This is a genomic window from Flavobacteriales bacterium (assembly GCA_016715895.1).
Taxonomy (GTDB): domain Bacteria; phylum Bacteroidota; class Bacteroidia; order Flavobacteriales_F; family PHOS-HE28; genus PHOS-HE28.
Map to the genome: position 1 here is coordinate 1,745,208 of JADJXH010000004.1, position 21,542 is coordinate 1,766,749.

Consider the following 21,542-nt stretch of genomic DNA (forward strand, 5'->3'; position numbering starts at 1 on the left):
AGCATCCGGTCGTGCACCACCATCATCCACAGCGCGCGGAAGGGTCCCCTGTTGAGCATGCCCATGCGTTCAAAAGCGGATCCCGCCGGTGGTCTAACTTGGTCGGATGCAAGGCGCGAAGGGGGCGGTCCGACACATGCTCGCGGGCGCTATGCTCCTGATCACGGGTATCCTGGCCGCGCAGTCCGAGCGTCGGCACGACTCGCTCCTGCAGGTCTTCGAGCACGACACCAACTACAAGGCCCGGGTTTGGGCTGGCATCAAACTGAGCGGGGACGTGATCACCAGCGATCCCCAGCGGACGGTCCGCATCGGTGGGCAGGTGATGCACCTGCTGGACAGCCTTCAGCAAGCGGGTGCGATGTCCGATTCACTGGCCGACATCCACCGCATGATCCAGTTGCAGACCCTGGGCATCGCCTATTCCCACCTGGGCGATGTGCAGGAGGAGCTGCGGCTGGCACTGCAGAACCTGAAGATCGCCGATCGCCTGGGCATTCCCCAAAAACAATGCATGGCGCTGGAGAAGATGGGGTCGTTGCTTCTTATGCAGGGAAACCGGGAGGAGGCGTACCGATACTTCCATCGCGCGCTGGCCATTGCCGAGCGGTCCAACAACACTTATCGCCTGGCCTTGGAGTACGGCAACATCGGCGCGGCGCTCGGTGAAACGGACCCCGACTCGATGCTCTGGTATTTCCGGCGTTCGCTGGAGGTGATGGGACGACCGGACATGGTGGATCGCGAAGGTGCCATGGGCTGGATGCTGAACAACATCGGCAACGTGCTCGAGGATCGCGGGGAGCTGGATTCGGCCCTGTTCTATTACGAGCGCTCGCTGGCCCTGCGCCGGTCCATCGATCACCGCCTCGGACAATACCTCGTGCACAGTGACATGGCGGAGTTGCTGGTGAAGCAGGGCCGGTTGCAGGAGGGTCTGGAGCATGCCAACACCGGCATCCGCATCGCCGAGGAGAACGGATTCCACCAGAACCTGCACCATAATTTCCGGGTTCGCAGCGAAGTGCTCGCGCGGCTCGGGCGCTACCCGGAGGCATACTGGGACCATCGGCGCTATGTGCAGGAACGGGATTCCATCGAGAACGAGCGGAACACCAAACAGGTGGTCCAACAGACGATGCGCTATGAGTACGGCCGCGAACAGCTCGCCGACAGCCTCGCGCATGAGGCCGAGCTGACGGTGAAGGCGCAGGAGGTCCGTCGACAGAAAGCGGTGCGCAACGGATTCATGGGCGGCTTCGCCCTGGTGGCCCTCTTCGCCGGGATCTTCCTTGTGCAGCGAAATCGCATCGGCAAGGCCCGCGAACGGAGCGATGAACTGCTGTTGAACATCCTGCCAGAGGAAGTGGCCGAGGAGCTCAAGGCCAAGGGCGAGGCCGAGGCCGTGCACATCGACCAGGTCACCGTGCTCTTCACGGACTTTAAAGGCTTCACCGCCATGAGCGAAAAGGTGACCCCGAAGCAACTGGTGCACGACCTGCACGAGTGCTTCAGCGCCTTCGACAACATCTGCGAGAAGCATGGCCTGGAGAAGATCAAGACGATCGGCGATGCCTATATGGCCGCGGGTGGCCTGCCCACGCCGAATACCACCCATGCCACGGACGTGATCCAGGCCGCTTTCGAGATGCGCGACTTCATCGCCGAAGGCAAGGCGCGCAAGATCGCAACGGCCTTGCCGTATTTCGAGATCCGCATCGGCATCCACACCGGTCCGGTGGTGGCGGGCATCGTGGGCGTGAAGAAGTTCCAGTACGACATCTGGGGCGATACGGTGAACACGGCGAGCCGCATGGAATCGTCCGGCGAGGTGGGTAAGGTGAACATCAGCGAGGCCACGTACTGGCTTTTGGTGAATGGCGACTGGTCCATGGCGAATGGCATTTCCACCCTTTCACCAACTCCCATTCACCATTCACCCGCATTCGTCTTCACCCCTCGCGGAAAAGTGCAGGCAAAGGGTAAGGGGGAATTGGAGATGTATTTCGTTGAGCGCACGGGATAGTCCCCTGAACATGGCATTCACCTGCAACGATCGAGACACATGGAGCGAGTGAGTTCACTGATCACGGCAGCGGTCCTTCTCCTGGGATCCGCCACGGCTCAGCCCAAGCTGGATTCCTTGCTGCGGATCTGGCATAATGGGGCACTTACCGACTCCGTGCGTGCGCGTGCATTCGAGAGATACATCTTTGATGGTCATCTCTTCAAGGACCGCGACACAGCACTCGTTCTGGTGGATGAACTGATGGCCTTCTCCGAGGATCGGAAGCTCCTCGATGGCCAGATCAGCGCTTTGAATCTCCGGGCGATCGCCGCTGCTATTGCGAACGATCATGCCCAGGCGCTGGAACTCAACGAACAGATCATCGCCATGGCCACGGCGAAGGGCGATCAGGAACGGGTCGCTGACGTGCTTGGCAACATGGGTATCATCTACAGGAAGCAAGGCGATCTGCCCAGGGCGTTGGACCACTACCAACGATCGCTCGCGCTGAAAGAGGCACAGGGCGATCAGCGCGGCATTGCCACCACCCTCACGAACATGGCCGTGATCCACCGCGATATGGGGGACATGGACAAGGCCTTGGCCGACAACCTCCACAGCCTTGCCATCGTGGAAGAGCTGGATGACCCCCGCCTTCTTGCCGGCGTGTTGAGCAGCACGGGCAATGTGTACTTCAAGATGCAGGACTACCGCCACGCGCTGGAGTATCATGAACGATGCCTCGGGATCTACGAGCGGTCCGGGGACCAGAGGGGCATCTCGATGTGCTTGGTGAACATCGGTAACGTGTATTATGAGCAGGGTGACCTGGAACAGGCTTTGGACTTTCAGCAGCGCGCATTGGACCTGCAGGGTCGGATCGGGGACAGAATGGGGATCACCAAGTCGTACAACCAGATCGGCAGGATCAGGCTGGCACAGGGCGAGGCACGCCAGGCGGTGATCGATTGCCACAAGGGTCTCGAGGTCGCCGTGGAACTCGGTTCCATCCACGACCGTGCGCACAATTGCGATTGTCTCTACGAGGCATACAAGGCGGTCGGCGACGCAGGGAACGCCCTGTTGTATCACGAACGAACGCAGCAGCTGCGCGACAGCCTGTTCAATGAGGAGAACACGAAGAGGATCACGCAGCTGACCATGCAGTATGAGTTCGATAAGAAGGAGGCCGCCACCAAGGCCGAACAGGAGAGGAAGGACTCCATCGCTGCTGAGGAACTGCGCCGCCAGAAGGTGGTGCGCAACGGCTTCATGGGGGGCTTCGCATTGGTCGCCTTGTTCGCTGGGGTTTTCCTTGTGCAGCGCAACCGCATCAGCAGGGCACGAGAGCGGAGCGACGAACTATTGCTCAACATCCTGCCGGAGGAAGTGGCTGAGGAACTGAAGGCGAGGGGTGAGGCCGAGGCAAAGCTCATTGATGAGGTCACCGTGCTCTTCACGGACTTCAAGGGCTTCACCGCCATGAGCGAGAAGCTCAGTCCCAAGGAGTTGGTGAAGGACCTGCACGAGTGCTTCAGTGCCTTCGATCGGATCTGTGAGGATCACGGCCTGGAGAAGATCAAGACCATCGGCGATGCGTACATGGCCGCCGGTGGATTGCCGACGCCGAACACCACGCACGCCACCGATGTGATCAGGGCCGCACTGGAAATGCGCGACTTCATCGCAGCGGGAAAGCAGCACAATCTGGAGCGAGGCCATCCCTACTTCGAGATCCGCATCGGGGTACATACCGGTCCGGTGGTAGCCGGCATCGTCGGGGTGAAGAAGTTCAGCTACGACATATGGGGCGATACGGTGAACACCGCCTCGCGAATGGAATCGTCCGGAGAGCCGGGACAAGTGAACATCAGTGAGGCGACGTACGCGTTGGTCCGTGAACAGGCTGGACGCCTGTTCGACTTCACCCCGCGCGGCAAGGTGCAGGCGAAGGGGAAGGGCGAGATGGAGATGTACTTCGTTCAACGAAGCTCGGAACGAGCGGAGGCATGACCTCGTGGAGCGGAGCGCAAGGGCGGCTAGATCCGCGATGGGCTTTCGTTGAGGCGCACGCCCTTCGATTCAGTGAAGGCGGCGGCCGGCCAGAAGCTCCACCGACCCCAGCGCTGCGATCAGCCCCTGCAGCCAGAAAAGCTCGGTCAGCAGCACCTGCACCCCGATCCAGGTCAGCGTGCCGGCGCCCAGCACGAGCGCAACGCCGGCGGCGATCGGGGATCGGCGCAGGGTAAGCAGGAACCCGAGCAGATGCCCGAGCCCAAGCCCAGCGAATAGGATCGCCCCCGGCCAGAAGAAGTCGGCGAAGAGGGTGGTGTGCATGAAGTCTCGCGGCAGCTTCAGGAGCGAGCCATCGGGTGCGAGCATCAGCAGCAGGCCGCCGACGATGGCGTTCACCGCCAGGAAGCCTTGGTCGATGAGCAGGACGGTGCGCATGGTGTGAAGATCGAGCATCGGGGTGCGCAGGAAGCTGATGCGGGTCACGGGCCGTTCCTTTGTGCAGTGTGTTATTCCACCACCCTGGACCGCGACCTGAAGGCGCTGGAGCAACGGCTGAACCGGCGGATGATCGATGAGTTCAAGCGTGGGGAACGGCCTGACGCAGGTGACCAGCTCCTGCTGCCCTTGGACCGGACCAGTGCGTTCGCGCGACCGCTGTGGCCGGTGGTCGCCAGCAAGGCCCCGGACCGGATCAGCGTGCAACGCTGGGGGCTGCTTCCGCGCTACATCCGTTCCGAAGAGGAGGCCCAGGAGTTCCTGAAGCGGACGCCCACGTTCAACGCCATCAGCGAGGAGGTGGACGCCAAGCGGAGCTACAAGCATGCGGTGGAGAGCGGGCAGCGCTGCCTGGTGCCCGTCACGGGGTTCTTCGAATGGCGGCACGAGGGCAAGGTGAAGGTGCCCTACAGGATCGGGCTGAAGGGCGGTGATGTGTTCTGCCTGGCTGGGCTGTGGGAGGAGCACGACGGCGTGGACACCTACACCGTGCTCACCACCCGCGCCAACCCGCTGCTGGCCTTCATCCACAACAGCAAGCAGCGCATGCCGGTGATCGTGCCCGAGGCGCAGTGGGACGCCTGGCTATCGCCCGACCTGGCACCGGATGAGGTGAAGCGCCTGTGCGAGCCCTACCCCGAGGAGGAGATGGAGGCGGAGCGCCTGGGGGCGGGTCCTGCACAGGGCACCTTGTTCTGAGCGGCCGCGGCCCGGCTCACCATGGGCCCGTCAGCTGACGCCTCACATCGGCAATCGTGATCGCCAGGTGCGAGGCCCCGTACACGCAGCGTCCATCGCGGATCACGAGCACCTGCGGCGACTCGTGCCGCACGCCATAGCGCACCGCGATCGCATCCGAAAGGGCACGGTGGCGCAGCAGATCGAGAAGATGAACAGGACCATCCGCTGCCTGCCAGGCCCGCTGCAGGCGGTGAAGGGCGGTGCTGCTGATGGAGCAGCGGGTGCTGTGCTTGAAGACGAGGACAGGCCGCCGGGCGGAAGCGGCATCGATGTGGTCCAGTTCGTCCGTGGTGGTGAGCGGCTGCCAGGGCATGCCGCAAAGTTCGGGGGGCGGCGGCCCCGGGTGCGGTGTGGTCGGTCACCGTGCGGGATCGCTATTTTGCCGGCGGCCGGGTGACGGTGTTCCCGTCAGTGACACCCGGAGCCGTACCGCACAGCCATGAAGAATGTCGTTCGCCCCTGATGACCGCACCTCCGACCTTCGCGAAGTGAACCCGCGTACCACGGTGCCCGATGAAGCGCACGTGGAGACCGAGATGGCCGCGCTGGCCGCCCGCTTCATCAACAGCACCAACCGCCACGTCTTCCTCACCGGCAAGGCGGGCACCGGCAAGACCACCTTCCTGCATCGGCTGGCCGCCGGCACCCACAAGCGCCATGTGATCCTGGCGCCCACGGGCATCGCCGCCTTGAACGCGAAGGGTGTCACCATCCACAGCCAGTTCCTGCTGCCCTTCGGCGCCTTCCTGCCGGAGAAGCAGCGGCCGCTCGACATCCCGGAGGGCGCCTTCCACGACCAGGACACCCTCACGCGCCGCCATCCGCTCAATGCCCTGCGCCGCAACGTGCTGCGCGAGGTGGACCTGCTGATCATCGACGAGGTGAGCATGCTGCGGGCCGATGTGCTGGATGCCATCGACTTCCGCATGCGGGCCGTGCGTCAGAACCGCCGCGAGAGCTTCGGCGGCGCGCAGGTGCTGCTCATCGGCGACCTGTACCAGCTGCCGCCCGTGGTGAAGGACGAGGAGTGGCGCGTGATGCAGCGGTATTACGCCAGCATGCACTTCTTCGAAAGCCTGGTGCTGAAGCAGCACGGTTATGCGCACATCGAACTGGACCGCATCTTCCGGCAGCAGGACGACCGCTTCATCCGCATCCTGAACAACCTGCGCGACAACAAGGTGCAGGCCGGGGATGTGGACGAGCTGAACGCACACCATCGGTCCACCATCCCCGCCGCGGAAAGCGAGGGCGTGATCACGCTCACCACGCACAACCACAAGGCCGACGAGCTCAACCAGCAGGCGCTGGCGAAGCTGCCGGGCAAGGCGCATGCCTTCGAGGCCGTGATCGACGGCGACTTTCCGCAGAGCATGTTCCCCGTGCTGGAGCGGATCGAGCTCAAGGTGGGCGCGCAGGTGATGTTCGTGAAGAACGATCCGGAGAAGATGTACTTCAACGGCAGGCTGGCCCGCGTGGAGGCGCTCAGCGATGAGGGCATCACGGTGCGCATGTACGATGAAGGTCCGACAGGCATCCTGCCTGCCGGTGCCGATCCAGCGCAGGCTGATCCGGTATCCCGTTCCACGACCTACAGGCTCAAGCGCGAGACCTGGGAGAACAAGCGCTACGTGGTGAACGCGGCGACCAAGGAGCAGGAGGAGGAGGTGCTGGGCACCTTCGAGCAGTACCCCATCAAGCTGGCGTGGGCCATCACGGTGCACAAGAGCCAGGGCCTCACCTTCAGCAAGGCCATCATCGACGTGGGGCAGGCCTTCGCGCCGGGGCAGGTGTACGTGGCGCTCTCGCGCCTGCGCTCCCTCGACGGGCTCATCCTGCGCACGCGCATCGACCCGTCCGTGGTGAGCACCGACAAGGACGTGGTGGCCTTCACGCAGCGCGGCGAGCAGCAGGAACCGCTGCCGCAGCAGTTGCAGGCCCAGCAGCGCGCGTACCTGCAGCAGCTGCTCGCGGGCACCTTCGACCTGGGCGACCTGCTGCGCAAGGTGGAGTGGACGGAGAAGGACCATCCGGAGACCGCGCAGTTCGAGAGCGACGACATGAAGACCGCGCTGCAGATGCTGCGCGACATCCTGCGGAACGAGGAGGAGAACACGCGCAAGTTCCGGGGGCAGTTGATGCGCCTGCTCTTCGAGGACAAGCGGGCCGAGCTCCTGGAGCGCATCGAGAAGGGCGGCGCCTACTACGGCGACCTGCTGCAGGAGCGGATGAAGGCCTTGGTGCGCCACATCGCGCAGGCCGAGCTGCTGAGCCGCACCAAGGAGTACACCAACGCGCTGAAGGAGATCGACGGCATGCTGATGAAGCGCATCGCCACCATCGCCAAGGTGGCGATGATCACGCGCTGCATCCTGAACGGCGAGGAGATCCAGCGGCCGAAGGACATCGAGCAGGGGCTGGCCGCGAAACGCGCCGCCCTGGTGGGCGAGGCGCGCGCCTGGGCCGAGGAGCACCGGCCGAAGGGGAGGACCGGCAAGCGGCGCAAGCTGCGCACGGCCGCCGATCCATCGGAAGCCGTTGATGCCGGCGAGCCTGCAGCGCGCCCGGCGAAGGGTGCCACCTACGCCACCACTTATGCCCTGGTGAAGGAGGGCCTCTCCGTGGAGCAGATCGCGCAGAAACGCCAGATGGCGCGGAGCACCATCGAGGGCCACCTGGCACGGGGTATCGCGGAGGGGGTGGTGGAGCTGGACGGCCTGATGCCCGAGGCGGAGCGCGACCTCATCGCCGACTGGATGCGGGAGAACCCCTCCAAGGGGCTGAACGAGGCCGCGGGCCACTTCGACGGGCGCTTCGGCTACGGCCAGCTGCGCATGGTGCAGGCCTGGGTGAAGCGGGAGGCGTGAGGTGAGGCCGTTGTGCGGCGGGATCGTATTTTCCCGCCATGTCCCGCTCCATGCACACCCCCGACGCGCAGGGCTACATCCCCTTCATCCACAACTACTGCGACCGGCGCTGCGAGCGCTGCCGCTTCGTGCGGCAATGCCGCGTGGGCGCGGTGGACGTCGACGATGTGGGCGAGGCCGAGGACGCCGTGGCCGATGAAACACCCGAGGACCTGCGCAAGCGCTTGATGAAGCTCATGGGCCTGAGCGAGGAGGACATGGCCGCGCTGGACGCCGCCAGGGAGGAGCGGGCGAACGAGCCGGTGGACCCGATGGAACAGGCGCGCGAGGAGGCCGAGATGGCCGAATGGAAACGCGAACAGGAGGCCCTGGACCGCAAGGTGGACGCGCACCCCCTCAGCGTCATGGGCTCCACCTACCTCGACCTGGTGCGTGCGTGGATCGAGGCGCGCGAGGCGTCGTTGAAAGCGCGCGGTGTGCAGCTGCACCATCGCATGGGGGTGGACATCCCTGCGGAACTGCACACCCCCGAGATGCTGGTGCTGAGCGAGGCCGTGCAGGAGGTGCTGTGGTTCCACACCATGATCCACGTCAAGCTGCAGCGGGCCCTGCACGGCAGGCTGGATGACGACGAGGAGGACGAGGTGCAGTGCGACTGGAACGGCACGGCCAAGGTGTGCGTGGATGCGGTGGACCGGTCGATCGCGGCGTGGGACACCCTCGTGGACCTGCTGCCCGAGGAGGCCGACGACGCCCTGCCCATGCAGGAGCTGCTGCGCCGGATCCGCAAGGGGCTCGATGCCGAGTTCCCCGACGCGATGAAGTTCATCCGCCCGGGCTTCGATGCGCACATGGGCGGGTAGGCCGCGGCAGTGCGGGCGGGATCCCGTAAGTTCGGTCCACAAACGCCGGATCATGTTCGCACGTCCAGTACACTTCGTCCTTGCCGCGTTCCTGCTGGGTCAGGGTTCCGCCCAATTCGGCCCTCGGGTGGATGTGGTCACCGGAGAGACCTACCGCTGCTTGAAAGCGGCCGACCTGGACAACGATGGAGACAACGACCTGATATTCTGTGGGGGCGGGCAGGGTGTGTACAAACTGATGAGCCTGGATGGCCAGGGGAACTTCGGTCCGCTGGACACCTTGGCGCTGGTCCACTTCTCCGCGGCGATGCCTATGGACCTGGCCGACGTGGATGGGGACCAGGACCTGGACGTGGTGGTGCATGTGTCCAACGGGCCCCAGGTGCTGTGGATGGCCAACGATGGAGCGGGGAACTTCACTCCGGTTCAGCCCCTGGTCGGCACAGGGATCCCCACCGGCATCAACACGCTGCGCTGTGCGGACATGGTGGGCTCGCCACTGCCCGAGGTGGTGTTGAGCGGCGGGGATCACGTGCGTTGGTACATCAACAACGGGGGGATGTTCACGATGGCGGACTCTGTCCAGCACGGTGCCGGGAACTTCCAGCTGGTGCTGGTCGGGGTGGGGGATGTGGATCAGGATGGGGACGTGGACCATGTGGCCAAGGGGCAGGGTGTGTTCCATGTGGGGATCAACCCTGGCAACGGTGGACCGTGGACCTCTGTCCAGCTATCGGGACTCGCGCCCAGTGGATACTTCTATGGGATGGACCTGATCGATGCGGATGGCGACACGGACCTCGATCTGATCGATGCCTCGTGGCGGGTCCGTTGGATGGAGAACCTGGTGGCCGATAGCGGGCTCTGGAGCCATGGGCCGGAACTGGTGGTGGATCCGCTCGCGCCGAACGAGGGTGCAGGCTGGGCCGCGCAGCTGGGCTGCGGGCCGGGTGCCAGCATCCTGTGGTGCCATTGGGCCTACGGAGAGCCGCCCTATTGGTCGCACTATGACGATGTGTTGGGCGGCTTCACGCCACCAGTGGTCACGAACCTGCGGCCGGCCGGCGATGGCAGGTTGTTCTTCGGTGATCTGAACGGGGATGGGAGGCAGGACGTGATCATCACGCACAACGACACCATGTCCTGGTATGCGAATGCCTTGCCTCTCATGGGCGGATCGGTGGCTACGGTCCCCGAGTTGGATACGCTCTGTGCATGGGGCTTCAACGGCGGATATCCCTTGCCTGACGGTATCCCTTCCGGCGGCCTGTGGACCGGAGCGTTCATGGATATCACCGGGTCAAACGTGTTCTCGCCGGCATCCTACGGCCAGGGAGCAGGTAGCTACCATCTGGGCTACGGGGCCATCGATGCACAAGGCTGCATCGCCAGTGCGTTCGACACCATCCTGGTGATCAATGGGCCCACCATGGTGTGCCTGGACCCCGATCTCGAATGTCCGGGGGCGGAGCTGCGCTTCCTGGGCAGCCCGTCAGGGGGCGCGTGGAACGCACCGACGGATGCGGACGGGCGCTTGGACACTGATTGTGCGTTGCGTCCCATCTTCACGGATGTGGTGTACACCTTCACCGATGTCACCGGCCATCCGTGCCCATCCGACGTCTCCATGACGGTGAACGTCCTGCCGTGCACCCTGGTGGCCATCGGTGCGGTCGGTGCCTTCTGCGTGGATGCCCCGCCACAGCCTGTTCAGGTGGCGGTACCCGCCTTCGGCGTGGCCTACTTCCTCCAGGGGGTGGACTCCAGCACCTATGATGGCGGGGCCTACGTCACTGGCTGGCTGTCCGGATCACAGGGGCCTGGCATCTGGCCGGTGGTGGCCGCTGCGGTCGGCCAGGGTGAATGCCCCTCCACGGACACGGTGTTGGTGGAGGTGTGGCCTCTGCCTGTCGTGACCTTCGACCTGGGTGTGGACACGCTCACGGAGTGCAACGTGCCGCTGGTCCTCGATGCCGGTGTACCGCTGGGAGGCATCCATACCATCAACGGCGGGGACAGCACCTACACGGTGTTCGAGGTCGCCGAATGGGGGCAGGGGACCCACACGGTCACCTATACCTACTCCGACGGCAATGGCTGCACGGCCTCCGCGACCGATACCCTCGTCGTCAGTTGCAGCACCGGTCTTCCCGCGCCGGATCGGGAGCAGCTGCAGGTCTGGCCCGTCCCCGCCTCGGATGAGCTGCATGTGCTCTTCAATGGTCGGCCGCAGCGGGGTGAACTGCTGGATGCGCTTGGGCGTGCTGTGCTGACGTGGCCGCGGTCGGCCGCGCCGGTCCGGATCGATCTGTCCCACGTGCAGCATGGCACGTACGTCGTGCGGCTGGAGGATGGCCGGACCCAGCGGGTGCTAGTCCAGTAGGGCCGGGCCACCTTGCTGTGCTCATGACCATCGGTGGGGGTGAGCCCTCACCTCACCACCGTCACCTGTCCCTGCACGAAGCGCACCGCCGGCGATCCCGCCTCGGCGGCCTCCACCCGGTAGGCGTAGCAGCCGATCGGCACCTCCGTCGGGTCCCAGGCCAGGGTGGGGTCGTTCGTGCTGAACACCGCGCGGCCCCACCGGTCGAACACCTGCACCTGCCAGTGCGTGATGCGCTCCGCCTGCCACACGGGCCGCCAGGTGTCGTTCATGCCGTCGCCGTTCGGGGTCACGGCGTTGGGCACGTGGAGCGGCCAGGCACAGGCGTCCACCACCTGTACTGCAGCTGACGAGGGGCAGAAGCCGGGGCCTTCCACCACAACGGACAGCTCGCCGGATGCGGTGACCATGCAGCGCGGGCCCTGCGTGCCATTGCTCCACAGGGCCGTGGCGCCGGCTGGCAGCGGACCGATGTCGAACGTGACGGTGGGATGGACGCAGAGGTCCACCAGCGTGTCCGCAGGCAAGGCGATGGGGACGTGCTCACCGATGGTGACCGTGATGCTGTCGGAGAGCGGGCATTGCGGGTGCAGCAGGGTCACGGCGTAGGTGCCGGAGGTGCTCACGAGCAGCTCGGGTCCGGTGTGCCCGGTGCTCCACAGGTAGTTGCCACCGGGGTCCGGGCCGATCACCTGCAGCAGCACAGGCCCGCAGGCGCTGGTGTCCGGTCCCAGCTGGGGCGCCTCCACCGACCGCACGCTCACATCGTCCACGTAGTAGTAGCTCCAGTCCGTGAGCGGGTAGTTCGTGGGTAGCTGCAGGAAGGCGAGGCCCGCACCCTGGAAGTTGCCGATCGTGAGCGTGGTGTAGGCGCTGTCGGCCGTGAAGCAGCCGGCGATGCGGGTCCATCCGCTCTTGTCATCAAGCCACCCCGCAGGGCCCCAGGACACTTGCGGAGCGCGCGCGATGGGGTGGTCGTCCGGCCGGGTGGGCGGCGCCATGCTGAAGAGCGCACCGAGGTCGTTCACCGCGTACTTGGACACATCGGCGAGGCTGACGAAGAAGGACACCGCATAGGTGGTGCCGGGCACCAGGGGTGGGTTGAGGGCGTGGGTGATGTACTCGCGGTAGCTGTTCGGCTGCTGGGCATTGATGTCGAAGCCGCCGAAGGCGTAGAGGCCGGTGTAGCCATCCCCCGAACGGGCCGGTTCATCGCCCATCTGGTTGTCGGGCACGCTCATGCTGAAGGGCACGCCGAGGCACGCGTTGAAGTAGTCGCTCGTACCGGCGGTGGGCCGGTTCCAACCCATGCAGCGCTCGATCTGGCTCACGTAGTCCGGGCAGAGGATGTAAAGCTCCATGTCGCCGTTGGCCACATGGTCCTGTGCGCCCAGAGGCATGGTGCCGAACAGCATCCAGGGGAGGAGGAGCGGGCGACGCATCATCCGTGGGACGCAGGGAGCGCTGCGGCTGCTGCACGGATGAAGACCGGTGGTTCGGCCGGTGATGGTCGGTGGGATGACCCGTTCCGGTGGTCCCGGAACGGTCGATCACGGCGCGGTCGGGAGGACGGTCGCCGACCGTTTCCGTTCCGCCGGGGTGGGGTTGCGCTTCCATGTCGGGGTGTAGGGGGTGAAGCGTCCCGAGGACTCCACATCCGCCAGGGTGATGCGGCCATCCATGTAGGCGGCCAGCGGCGTTGCGGCGTGGTGCCGGCGGTCCTGCAGGACCAGCAAGGCGGCGTTGGCGCCGGCGCGCACGGCGATGGGCACACCCCCTCCGAGCTCGGCCCAGTGGCCGCCGAGGTAGAGGCCCTTCACCGGGGTGCGGTAGTGCGCGATCCCCGCCTTGAAGTTCGCCTTGCCCGGCCGTGCGCCCATCATGCTGCCGTTGCGGTTGCCGGTATACCGCCAGTGCGTGATCGGTGTGGCCACGTCGCAGTACACGATGTGCTTGGAGAGCCCGGGGGCCAGCCGTTCCTCCACCCGCCGGATGAGGATGTCGGCGTACTCCTTCTTCAATCGCTCGTACGCCTCGCCGCGCTCGGCGGCGTCGGTGCCGGTGCGCCACTGCGCATGGTCGGCGAACTCGGCCGGGATGTAGATCGTGAGCGTGCCCATGCCGTCCGGGGCCAGGCTCGGGTCGCGCAGGGAAGGGGCGAGGATGCTGATGCCCACTTCATCCGGCCCGCCCGTGCACTGGCGTTCGCGCGGCACATCATCCTTGCTGAGGTAGATCATCTCCTCGCCGAAGCCGAAGCTCCCGGTGGGCCGGTCCAGGGCGAGCGCCACCGTGACCGAGCTCGGGTAGAGCTCCGCATCGCGGAGCTTGCGCTTGAGCTTGTCCGGCACGGCGCCCGCAGGCAGCATGCGCTCATACAAGGCCTCCACATCGCATGCGCCCACCACCTGATCGGCCATCACCGTGCGGGTGGTGCCCCGTTGCGTGAAGCGCACCCCGCAGGCGCGGCCGTTCTCCAGCAGCACCTGGTCCACGCGGTAGGTGTAGTGCACCTCGTTGCCGAGGCTCGTGATCACATGCACCAGCCATTCGGGGAAGACCTGGCTGCCACCCACCGGGGGTAGTTGGTAATCGCCGACGTAGGCCCAGCCGATGGGCACCAGACAGCTCAGCAGGTCCATCTCCGAGGCGAAGACCCGTTGCAGACGCTCATCCCGGAAGTAGCGGGACAGCCCCTTGCGCACGCCTTCGCGACCGCTGAAGCGCAGGTGCGGGATGAAGGCGCGGGCGAAGCGCAGCTTGGCGAAGAGGTGCGTGATCCGTCCCAGCGGACCTTTGGATTCCTCCGTGCGCATGAAGGTGCCGAGGCCCGCGAAGGCGAGACCGATCCGTCGCGCATCGCGGAAGAAGCGCTCGATGCCGGCCCGTTCGTGCGGGAACTCGCGGATCCACTGCTCCTTGAGATCATCGGGCCGGTCGGTGAGCAAATGGTCGAAGCTGTCGCCCTTGTAGCGCTTGATGCGCTTCTGGGGGGCCGCCTTCGGATGGTCGGGGCCGATGAGGTCGAACATCCGGGTCACCAGGCCGTTCGGACCGAGCTGGTTGAGCCAGTGGATGGCGCTGTCGAAGCGGTGGTCCTTGCGCCGGAAACCGGCCAGGTAGCCGCCGGGGCGCGCATCCATCTCCAACACGCACACGCTGAGCCCTGCGCGGGAGAGCAGCGCGGCCGAGGTGAGCCCGCCGATGCCGGCGCCGATCACCACGACATCATACCGGGACCTGAAGGTGGAGGCGCGCATCACAGATCAACCGCACGGAACAGATCGGTGTCGCACCGATCCGTTCGAGCGCGCGAAGTACGGGGATAAACGCGGTGCCCCGGCGTTCTGTTCGGCGAAGGAGCTCCGGACCGGTCCGCCGCCCCCCCGCGATGCGCGTGAGGCAGCGCACAGGCCCGGATCACCGTCCTTTGGAGCATGAAGCACAGCGGCCTTGTTCCGATCGCCGTGATGGCCGTCAGCGCCCTGGCCCCGCAGGGCGCGGCGCAGGCCCAACCCTCGAGTTCCGGCACCGCGCTTTGGGTCACCTTCATGGAGAACCTGGACCTGCAGTTCAACACGCCGCCGTACTTCGAGCTCGTGATCTCCAGCGACGTGAGCACGCAGGGCGAGGTGCAGGTGCCGTACACGGGCTTTGCGATCCCCTTCACGGTGCAGGCACAGGACGACACGGTGATCACCCTGCCCACCAACATCTACTACCCCCAGGGGGATGAGGCGATCTTCAACTTCGGCCTGCGCGTGGTGGCGGATGATCCGGTGAGCGTCTACGCCTACCACCACCGGTTGTACTTCAGCGAGGCGTGCATGGCCCTGCCGGCGGAACGTCTCGGAGCGGAATACCTGGTGCTTGCCCATGAAGACGCGGTAGCCACGCAGCCGTCGTCCTTCGCGGTGCTGGCCACGATGGACAGCACCGTGGTGGAGGTGGTGCCCTCGGTGCTCACGGTGGGCTTCAGGCCGCCGGGTGTGCCGTACACCGTGCTGCTCAACGCGGGGCAGGTGTTCCAGCAGCAGGCGTTCGGCGACCTCAGCGGGTCGCGTGTCCGCAGTTCGGATGCCCTGAAGCCCATCGCGGTGTTCGCCGGTGCGAAGCAGGCGCGGGTGAACTGCGCGCTGTCCGCGGACGACCACCTCTTCCAGCAGGTGGAGCCGCTGAGCGGCTGGGGACGCATCTTCCGCATCGTGCCCTTCCTGGGGCGCGGTGGCGATGAACTGCGGGTGCTGGCCTCGGTGGATGGCACCACCGTGGAGCTCACCGGCCAGGCGCCGGTGGTGGTGGACAGCGGCGAGGTGGCTTCCTTCTTCGCTGCGGTGCCGCTCACGGTGCAGAGCTCCGCACCCGTGGCGGTGGGGCAGTTCAACGACAGCCAGAGCTGCAACCCCGCGATGGGCGATCCGTGCTACCTGTGGGTGCATCCCTTCGACCGCACGGACCAGCGGGTGATCTGGACGGCGCTCACCGGCGCGGGCACGCCGTACCATTACGTCAACATCGTGGCCCAGGGCGAGGCCGGCCCGCCGGTGGTGCTGCTGGATGCGGTGGACATCAGTGCGCAGCTGCAACCCATGGCCGGGGTGAGCGGCGTGTTCTGGGGACAGTTCCCGGTGAGCGCCGGGCTGCATCGCGTGGAGAGCGCCCAGGGCTTCCAGGCGTGGGCCTATGGCATGGGCGACTACAACTCGTACGCCTTCCCGTTGGGCTACGGCACCGCCGACCTCACCACGTCCATGTTACCGGCGTCCGGGTCCGGCGCAGCGCCCGGGGCGTGGGTGCTGGCTTCCGGAACCGTTCTCGACAGGACGCTCGCGGGACTGCCGCCGATGGCCGCGCTCGTGTTGCACGATGCCGCAGGGCGCGTGGTGCGGCGCTTCGGCCCCGGAGAGGTGCTGCGGGTGCCGGATGGGGCAGGGAGCTACACGCTGCTCGCTCCTGGTAGCGCGACAGCCCCGGTGCGCGTGCTGGTCCACTAGGCGCGTTCAGCGCACCTTCAGCAGGTCCTTCACCTGCTGGCGACGGCCGTTCTGCAGGCGGCAGTGATACACACCGGCCGGCAGGTCCTCCAGGTCCACGTCCACCGTATGGGTGCCCGCGGGCATGTCCTGGTTGCGCACCAGGCGCACCACGCGGCCCTGCTCGTCGAACACATGGATGGCGACGCGTCCGCCGTCGCTGGTGAAGCGCAGGCTGGTGCGGTCGGTGAACGGGTTGGGCCAGGCCTCCAGCAGGCTGGTGCCGCTGCCCTGGTTGGCCTCGTGGATGCCGATGCCGAGGCAGCCGTCGGGGTCCACCACGGCCAGGGGCTGGTAGGTGTTCAGCAGCACGGTGTCCACGTCGGTCTGGGCCATGCAGAACCAGTCGCGCAGCACGCTGGCGTACACGCTGCGGAAGTCGTACTGCATGGGCAGGTTGGTGGTGAAGTTGGTGTTGGGGCTGATGGTGGGGTTGTTGCCCAGCAGGCCCGGCATCACCTGTGTGCCGAAGAGGAACATGGGCGCGGCCGCGCCGTGGTCGGTGCCACCGGAGGCGTTGCTCATCACGCGGCGCCCGAACTCGCTGAAGGTCATCCCCAGAACCCGGTCCTCGAGGCCCAGCAGCTGCAGGTCGTCCTGGAAGGCGCGGATGGCGTTGCTGACGCCCTGGAGCAGGTCGGCGTGCACGCCGGCGGTGGTGTCGTTGGTGAGCGTCTGTTGCGCGTGCGTGTCGAAGCCCTGGTCGCTCACCCAGTAGATCTTGGTCTTCAGCCCGCCGCAGATGAGCTGCGCCACCACCTTGAGGGCCTGGGCCAGTTGCGCACCGGGCTGGGTGCCGGTGGGGTACATCGTGCTCTGGTTGCAGCCCACCTGCGCGGCGGCGTTGATCACATCGCCGTAGAGGTCGGTCTGCCGCTGCACGGTGCGCACGAAGTCCAGCTTGCCGCCCTTGCAGTCGGCGGTCACCGGGTCGGTGTAGATGTTGTTGGTGAGGTTGAGCGGGTCGTTGGTGTTGTAGATGGCCGCGCCCATGCTGACGCCGAGGTGCTGCAGGCCCGGTCCCACAGGGCCGCCCACGCGGATGGCGAGCGGGTCGGGCATGTCCGTGTTGGGGAAGCCCACCGGGTAGTTGGGGTACTCGAAGTGCAGGAAACGCCCGGCCCATCCGCTGTCCAGCAGCTGGTTCGCATCCGATCCGGTCTCCCAGATGTCCGTGCTGCGGAAGTGGCTGAAGTTGGGGTCCGGATAGCCCACGCTCTGGATGATGGCCAGCTTGCCGTCGTCCCACAGGTCCATCATCCCCGTCATGCGCGGGTGCAGACCGGTGGCGCCGTTGGTGCCGCTGAGGGGCAGCACGCTGGTCTCGGGCACCAGCACGTTGCTGCGGAACTGGCTCAGCAGCTGGTACTGGTCGATGGGGATCACGGTGTTCAGGCCGTCGTTGCCGCCGTAGAGCTGCACGACGACGAGCACGCGGTCCTCGCCCACGCCATTGAGCAACGGTGCCAGCATGGGGTTGGAGAAGCCGCGCACGGTGAAGCCGCCCACGGTGGCCATGGACATCGAGCGGAGGAAGTTCCTGCGTTGCATGGTCGGTGGGTTCAGTGGATGTGGGTCTCGGCGGCGCCCAGCATGTCGACGGTGAGCCAGAGCAGGATGGTGGGCACCAATTGCGCCGTCATGTCCTGTGTGTTCGGATCGGCCACGTAGGTGGCGTAGGCGAAGGTCCAGTAGTAGTCCTGCGACTGACCGAGCAGCAGGATGCTCGTCTTCAGCTGGTCGCGCACGGCCTGGCTGATGGGGGCGCCGTAGTACAGTTCCACCATGTCGATGAGGAGCTGGTTGGGGTCGCCCGGGTTGCTCAGCTGTTCGCAGAAGGCCACCAGGTCCACCTTCAGCTCCAGGTTCTGGCTCTGCGGCTGGTAGAGGTTGGCGGGCGTGGAGAAGCCGGTGTATACGATGCCCTGCAGGCTGAAGTTGCGCGCCGGGAAGGTGGCCGTGTCCACCCAGATGTCATCGTACTGGGGGAACTGGTAGTAGGCGGGCCAGCCGGCGACGTTGGGCGGGTTGCCGATCTCCTGGCCGCAGTAGGCGATGAGGTAGTACACGTCCATCCACACGCGGTACTGCGCCTCGAACTGCGTGGCATCGGGCATGGGCACGTTGAACATGCGCAGGGTGCCCACGATGAGGTCGGCCGGGCTCTTGATCATGCAGCCGCGCAGGTCGGCGGTGAAGAAGTGGTCGCTGGTGAGCAGGGCCTGCATCACGATGCGCATCTGGTCGGGCGCACCGGCGTTGTTGCGGAAGAGCTCGGCCAGCGGCTGGATCACATCGGTCTCCGCAGCGGCGCTGATCTCGCCGTGCACGAACCAGCGGTAGATCTCGCGGCAGATGAAGAGGCTCACCTCCTCCTTGGCGAAGATCATGTCCAGCAGGGCGTTCAGCTCGTTGGCGCCGCCGTTGATGCCGGTCTGGCCCTGGATCACCGTGTTGTTGAAGAAAGGGCTGAACTGCTTGTCGGTGATGGCGTGCAGGAAGGGCAGGAAGATGGTCTGCGGCACGATGGGCTGCCCGCCACTGGTGGTCTGCACGGTCCATCCGGTGAGCACCTGCGCCGCCGCCTGCACGTCGCTCTCGGTGTAGCCGCTGCCCTGGCCGAGGGTGAACAGTTCCATCAGCTCGCGGGCGTAGTTCTCATCCGGCGCGGTGGCGATGTTCAGGTAGCCGTTGAGGTAGATGAGCATCGCCGGCTCCAGCGTCACGTCGTACATCAACTGGCGGAAGTTGCCCAGGCACGCGTCGCGCAGCAGCTGGTTCAGGCTGTACAGCGCCTCGGGCATGAAGACAGCGCCCGCCTGCGTGGGCATGTGGTTGCTCCAGAAGAGGGTCATCTTCTCGCGCAGGTTCCGCTCCTGCCCCACGAACAGGCCCATCTGCCAGGCGGCCAGGCTCTGGATGCGCGCGGGGCGTGGGTCGATCGGCGCCTGTGGATCGCTGGGCGTGTTCACCCACGTGCTCCCGAAGGGCACGTCCGGGTCCACCAGGGTGGGGTCGGGCTGGTTGTTGCCGTTGGGCGCGGTGTACGCCTTGATCGGTGGGGGCACGCTGGTACTGAAGGTGAGCAGCGCGTTCACCACCTGGTTCACCGACATGCCTTGGAAGTGGACCAGATCCGCCGGCGATACGCCGAATAGCGTGCGGCGGAGAAGGTGCAGCAGTTCCGGCCTGCCGAAGGGGCCGGTGTAGGGTTGGATGGCCATGGGCTGCGGTTCGGAAGCGGAGGTTCGACGGAGCGTCCGGGAGAAGGTTCAACCAAGGTAGCGGGTTGCGCTGGGCCGGTCCAGACCCCGGGGAGGTCTTTTCTTCAACAGGCGGTGGACCGATAACGGACCGTTCACACGGGCTTAACGCTGCCCCGACCCGATCAGCATGCCGGCCCGTTGCTGCCAGTCCAGGGCGTCGGCCAGGGTCTCCTCGAAGGGGCGCGGACGGAAGCCGAGCTCGGCCCGGGCCTTCGCGCTCCGGATGTCCGGATGCCCTTCCAGCAGGGCGGTGAGCGCTTCGTGCGTCATCAACGGCGTACGGCCGGTGAGGCGGGCCTGGAGCTGGAAGAAGGGGACCAGGGAGCGCAGCAGGCCGATCGGGGCCACGCGCTGCACCGTGCGGCGACCGGCCACGCGGCCCACGGCGGCGGAGAGCTCGCGCACGGTCCGGTAGCTGCCGCTCAGCAGGTATTTCGATCCCGCCGCCCCGCGGTGAAGGGCTTCGGCGATGGCCTGCGCCACATCGCGCACATCCACGAAGTCGTAGCCGCCGGGCGGCAGCAGGGGCACCTTGCCGTTGTGCAGGTCGGCGATGGCGCGGCCCATCAGGGAGGGGCCGTGGTCCAGGGGACCGAACACCGAGGTGGGGGCGAGGATCACCGCGCTCAGCCCGTGGGCCGATACGGCCTCCAGCACCACGCCATCGGCCGCCGCCTTGCTGCGGTCGTAGGCCGGGGCGGTGGCGCGGGTGGCGCCCCGCGTTTCATCCAGCGGCGCGTCCAGCGGATGGCTGTCGTAGCTGTGGATGCTGCTCACATGCACCAGCCGCTTCACGCCGTGGCGGAGGCAGGCCTGCACGATGTGGCGCGTGCCGTCCACGTTCACCCGCGGGACCAGCGGGTCGTTGTTGCTGTCGATGCTGATGCGTGCGGCCAGGTGCATCACGGCATCACAGCCGGCCACGAAGCGGTCCACCGCCCCGGCATCCAGCAGGTCGCCGGACACGCGTTCCGCGTCGAGGTCGGCGATGCCGTCGGAGCGGCGGTGCACCAGCAGGCGCAGGCTGTGGCCCTGTTCCAGCAGCAGGGGGCAGAGGGCCGCGCCCACATGGCCGTTGGCGCCGGTGATCGCGATGCGCATGTTACCAGAGGAAGGGGATCACCGCCTTGCGGTCGCGTGGGTAGTCGGCGAAGCGCTCGCGGTACCAGGTGTGGTGGTTGTGGGCGCGCGGGGCCAGGTTGGCGAAGGTCCACACCGCGAAGCTGAGCGCGGGCAGCGACCAGGCGGCCAGGGCGAAGCCGGCCCACTCCACGATCTCGCCGAAGTGGTTGGGGCAGCTGATGCGGTCGAAGAGGCCGCCGCGCGGAATGCGGTAGCCGGGCCCCTCGGCGCGCAGCGCGATCAGCCGTGCGTCCGCCCAGCGGTTGATGCCCATGCCCAGCGCGAAGAGCAGCACGCCCACCACGGCCAGGGCATCCGGGAAGGGCCGGTCCGGCGGGGCGATGTGGCCGAGCCACCAGCCGTTGAGGCCGCCGTTCACCGCGTTGAAGAGCACCGCGCTCAGCACGATCAGCACCGGCATGCGCTTGCCGCTGGTGCGCAGGCGGAAGGGGAAGATCAGCGTGCGGTTGATGTAGTGCAGGGTCCACATCCCCACGAGCAGCCAGGTGAGCGGGCTTGGCTCGCGCGGGCCCAACACCACCATCAGCGGGAACACGAGCAGCGCGGGCAGTTCCATCCAGAACCAGCCCCAGTGGTTGGGCAGGGTGGGGCCCCAGCCCGCCGTGGTGTGGCGGCCGTAGGGGGCCCGCACCTTCAACAGCACCGGCAGGGTCACCACCGCCACGGCGATCCAGCCCACCACCGCCCATGTGAACGCATCCATGCGGCGATGTTACGCAACAGGACG

General features: G+C 66.3%; 15 protein-coding genes. 7 read left to right on the plus strand and 8 right to left on the minus strand.

Annotation, left to right across the window (positions count from 1 at the left end; genetic code table 11):
* The first annotated feature begins 106 nt into the window (after nt 1-106).
* Both IPM49_16180 and IPM49_16185 read left to right on the plus strand, forming a co-directional pair.
* Entirely contained in the window at nt 107-2,026 is a 1,920-nt protein-coding gene (locus IPM49_16180) for a tetratricopeptide repeat protein (protein MBK9276060.1), read from the plus strand.
* A 156-nt stretch (nt 2,027-2,182) separates the two neighbouring features.
* Complete coding sequence (locus IPM49_16185) at nt 2,183-4,021, plus strand: tetratricopeptide repeat protein (protein MBK9276061.1); 1,839 nt, start codon at nt 2,183-2,185, stop codon at nt 4,019-4,021.
* Nucleotides 4,022-4,090: 69 nt separating this feature from the next.
* Here the strand turns inward: IPM49_16185 and IPM49_16190 are convergent, their stop codons facing one another.
* The gene (locus IPM49_16190) at nt 4,091-4,459 is read right to left on the minus strand and encodes a hypothetical protein (protein ID MBK9276062.1); all 369 of its coding nucleotides are present in this window, start codon (nt 4,457-4,459) and stop codon (nt 4,091-4,093) included.
* A gap of 66 nt (nt 4,460-4,525) precedes the next feature.
* On the opposite strand from IPM49_16190, the gene IPM49_16195 reads away from it, so the two are divergent.
* Entirely contained in the window at nt 4,526-5,218 is a 693-nt protein-coding gene (locus tag IPM49_16195) for an SOS response-associated peptidase (GenBank protein ID MBK9276063.1), read from the plus strand.
* A gap of 16 nt (nt 5,219-5,234) precedes the next feature.
* Here the strand turns inward: IPM49_16195 and ytxJ are convergent, their stop codons facing one another.
* On the minus strand, nt 5,235-5,573 hold the full coding sequence (gene ytxJ, locus IPM49_16200) for a bacillithiol system redox-active protein YtxJ (GenBank protein ID MBK9276064.1): 339 nt from the start codon (nt 5,571-5,573) through the stop codon (nt 5,235-5,237).
* Between the two features lie 223 nt (nt 5,574-5,796).
* Between ytxJ and IPM49_16205 the strand changes: the two genes are divergently transcribed.
* Genes IPM49_16205 through IPM49_16215 form a run of 3 tightly spaced genes read left to right on the plus strand, consistent with a single transcriptional unit; the run spans nt 5,797 to nt 11,373 of the window.
* Nucleotides 5,797-8,127: an AAA family ATPase gene (locus tag IPM49_16205; GenBank protein ID MBK9276065.1), complete on the plus strand. Its 2,331-nt coding sequence runs from the start codon at nt 5,797-5,799 to the stop codon at nt 8,125-8,127.
* A 38-nt stretch (nt 8,128-8,165) separates the two neighbouring features.
* Nucleotides 8,166-8,990, plus strand: coding sequence for a hypothetical protein (locus IPM49_16210; GenBank protein ID MBK9276066.1), 825 nt, complete (start codon nt 8,166-8,168; stop codon nt 8,988-8,990).
* Nucleotides 8,991-9,042: 52 nt separating this feature from the next.
* Nucleotides 9,043-11,373, plus strand: a complete 2,331-nt coding sequence (locus IPM49_16215; GenBank protein ID MBK9276067.1) for a T9SS type A sorting domain-containing protein — start codon at nt 9,043-9,045, stop codon at nt 11,371-11,373.
* A 47-nt stretch (nt 11,374-11,420) separates the two neighbouring features.
* Here IPM49_16215 and IPM49_16220 read toward each other — a convergent pair whose 3' ends face one another.
* Together IPM49_16220 and IPM49_16225 are read right to left on the minus strand one after the other, a co-directional pair.
* Entirely contained in the window at nt 11,421-12,815 is a 1,395-nt protein-coding gene (locus IPM49_16220; GenBank protein MBK9276068.1) for a gliding motility-associated C-terminal domain-containing protein, read from the minus strand.
* Between the two features lie 108 nt (nt 12,816-12,923).
* Entirely contained in the window at nt 12,924-14,633 is a 1,710-nt protein-coding gene (locus IPM49_16225) for an NAD(P)/FAD-dependent oxidoreductase (protein MBK9276069.1), read from the minus strand.
* Nucleotides 14,634-14,810: 177 nt separating this feature from the next.
* Here IPM49_16225 and IPM49_16230 point away from each other — a divergent pair, with 177 nt between their 5' ends.
* On the plus strand, nt 14,811-16,367 hold the full coding sequence (locus tag IPM49_16230) for an IgGFc-binding protein (GenBank protein MBK9276070.1): 1,557 nt from the start codon (nt 14,811-14,813) through the stop codon (nt 16,365-16,367).
* 6 nt (nt 16,368-16,373) lie between these two features.
* On the opposite strand, the gene IPM49_16235 is transcribed toward IPM49_16230, so the two are convergent.
* From IPM49_16235 to IPM49_16250, 4 genes are all read right to left on the minus strand, one after another.
* Nucleotides 16,374-17,957, minus strand: a complete 1,584-nt coding sequence (locus IPM49_16235; GenBank protein MBK9276071.1) for a DUF1501 domain-containing protein — start codon at nt 17,955-17,957, stop codon at nt 16,374-16,376.
* A gap of 11 nt (nt 17,958-17,968) precedes the next feature.
* Entirely contained in the window at nt 17,969-19,630 is a 1,662-nt protein-coding gene (locus IPM49_16240; protein MBK9276072.1) for a DUF1800 domain-containing protein, read from the minus strand.
* Nucleotides 19,631-19,774: 144 nt separating this feature from the next.
* A complete protein-coding gene (locus IPM49_16245) occupies nt 19,775-20,773 on the minus strand; it encodes an NAD-dependent epimerase/dehydratase family protein (GenBank protein MBK9276073.1) in 999 nt (332 codons plus the stop codon).
* A gap of 1 nt (nt 20,774) precedes the next feature.
* Nucleotides 20,775-21,518 (minus strand): DUF1295 domain-containing protein, encoded by a 744-nt coding sequence (locus IPM49_16250; protein MBK9276074.1) that lies wholly within the window; start codon nt 21,516-21,518, stop codon nt 20,775-20,777.
* Between the last annotated feature and the right edge of the window lie 24 nt (nt 21,519-21,542).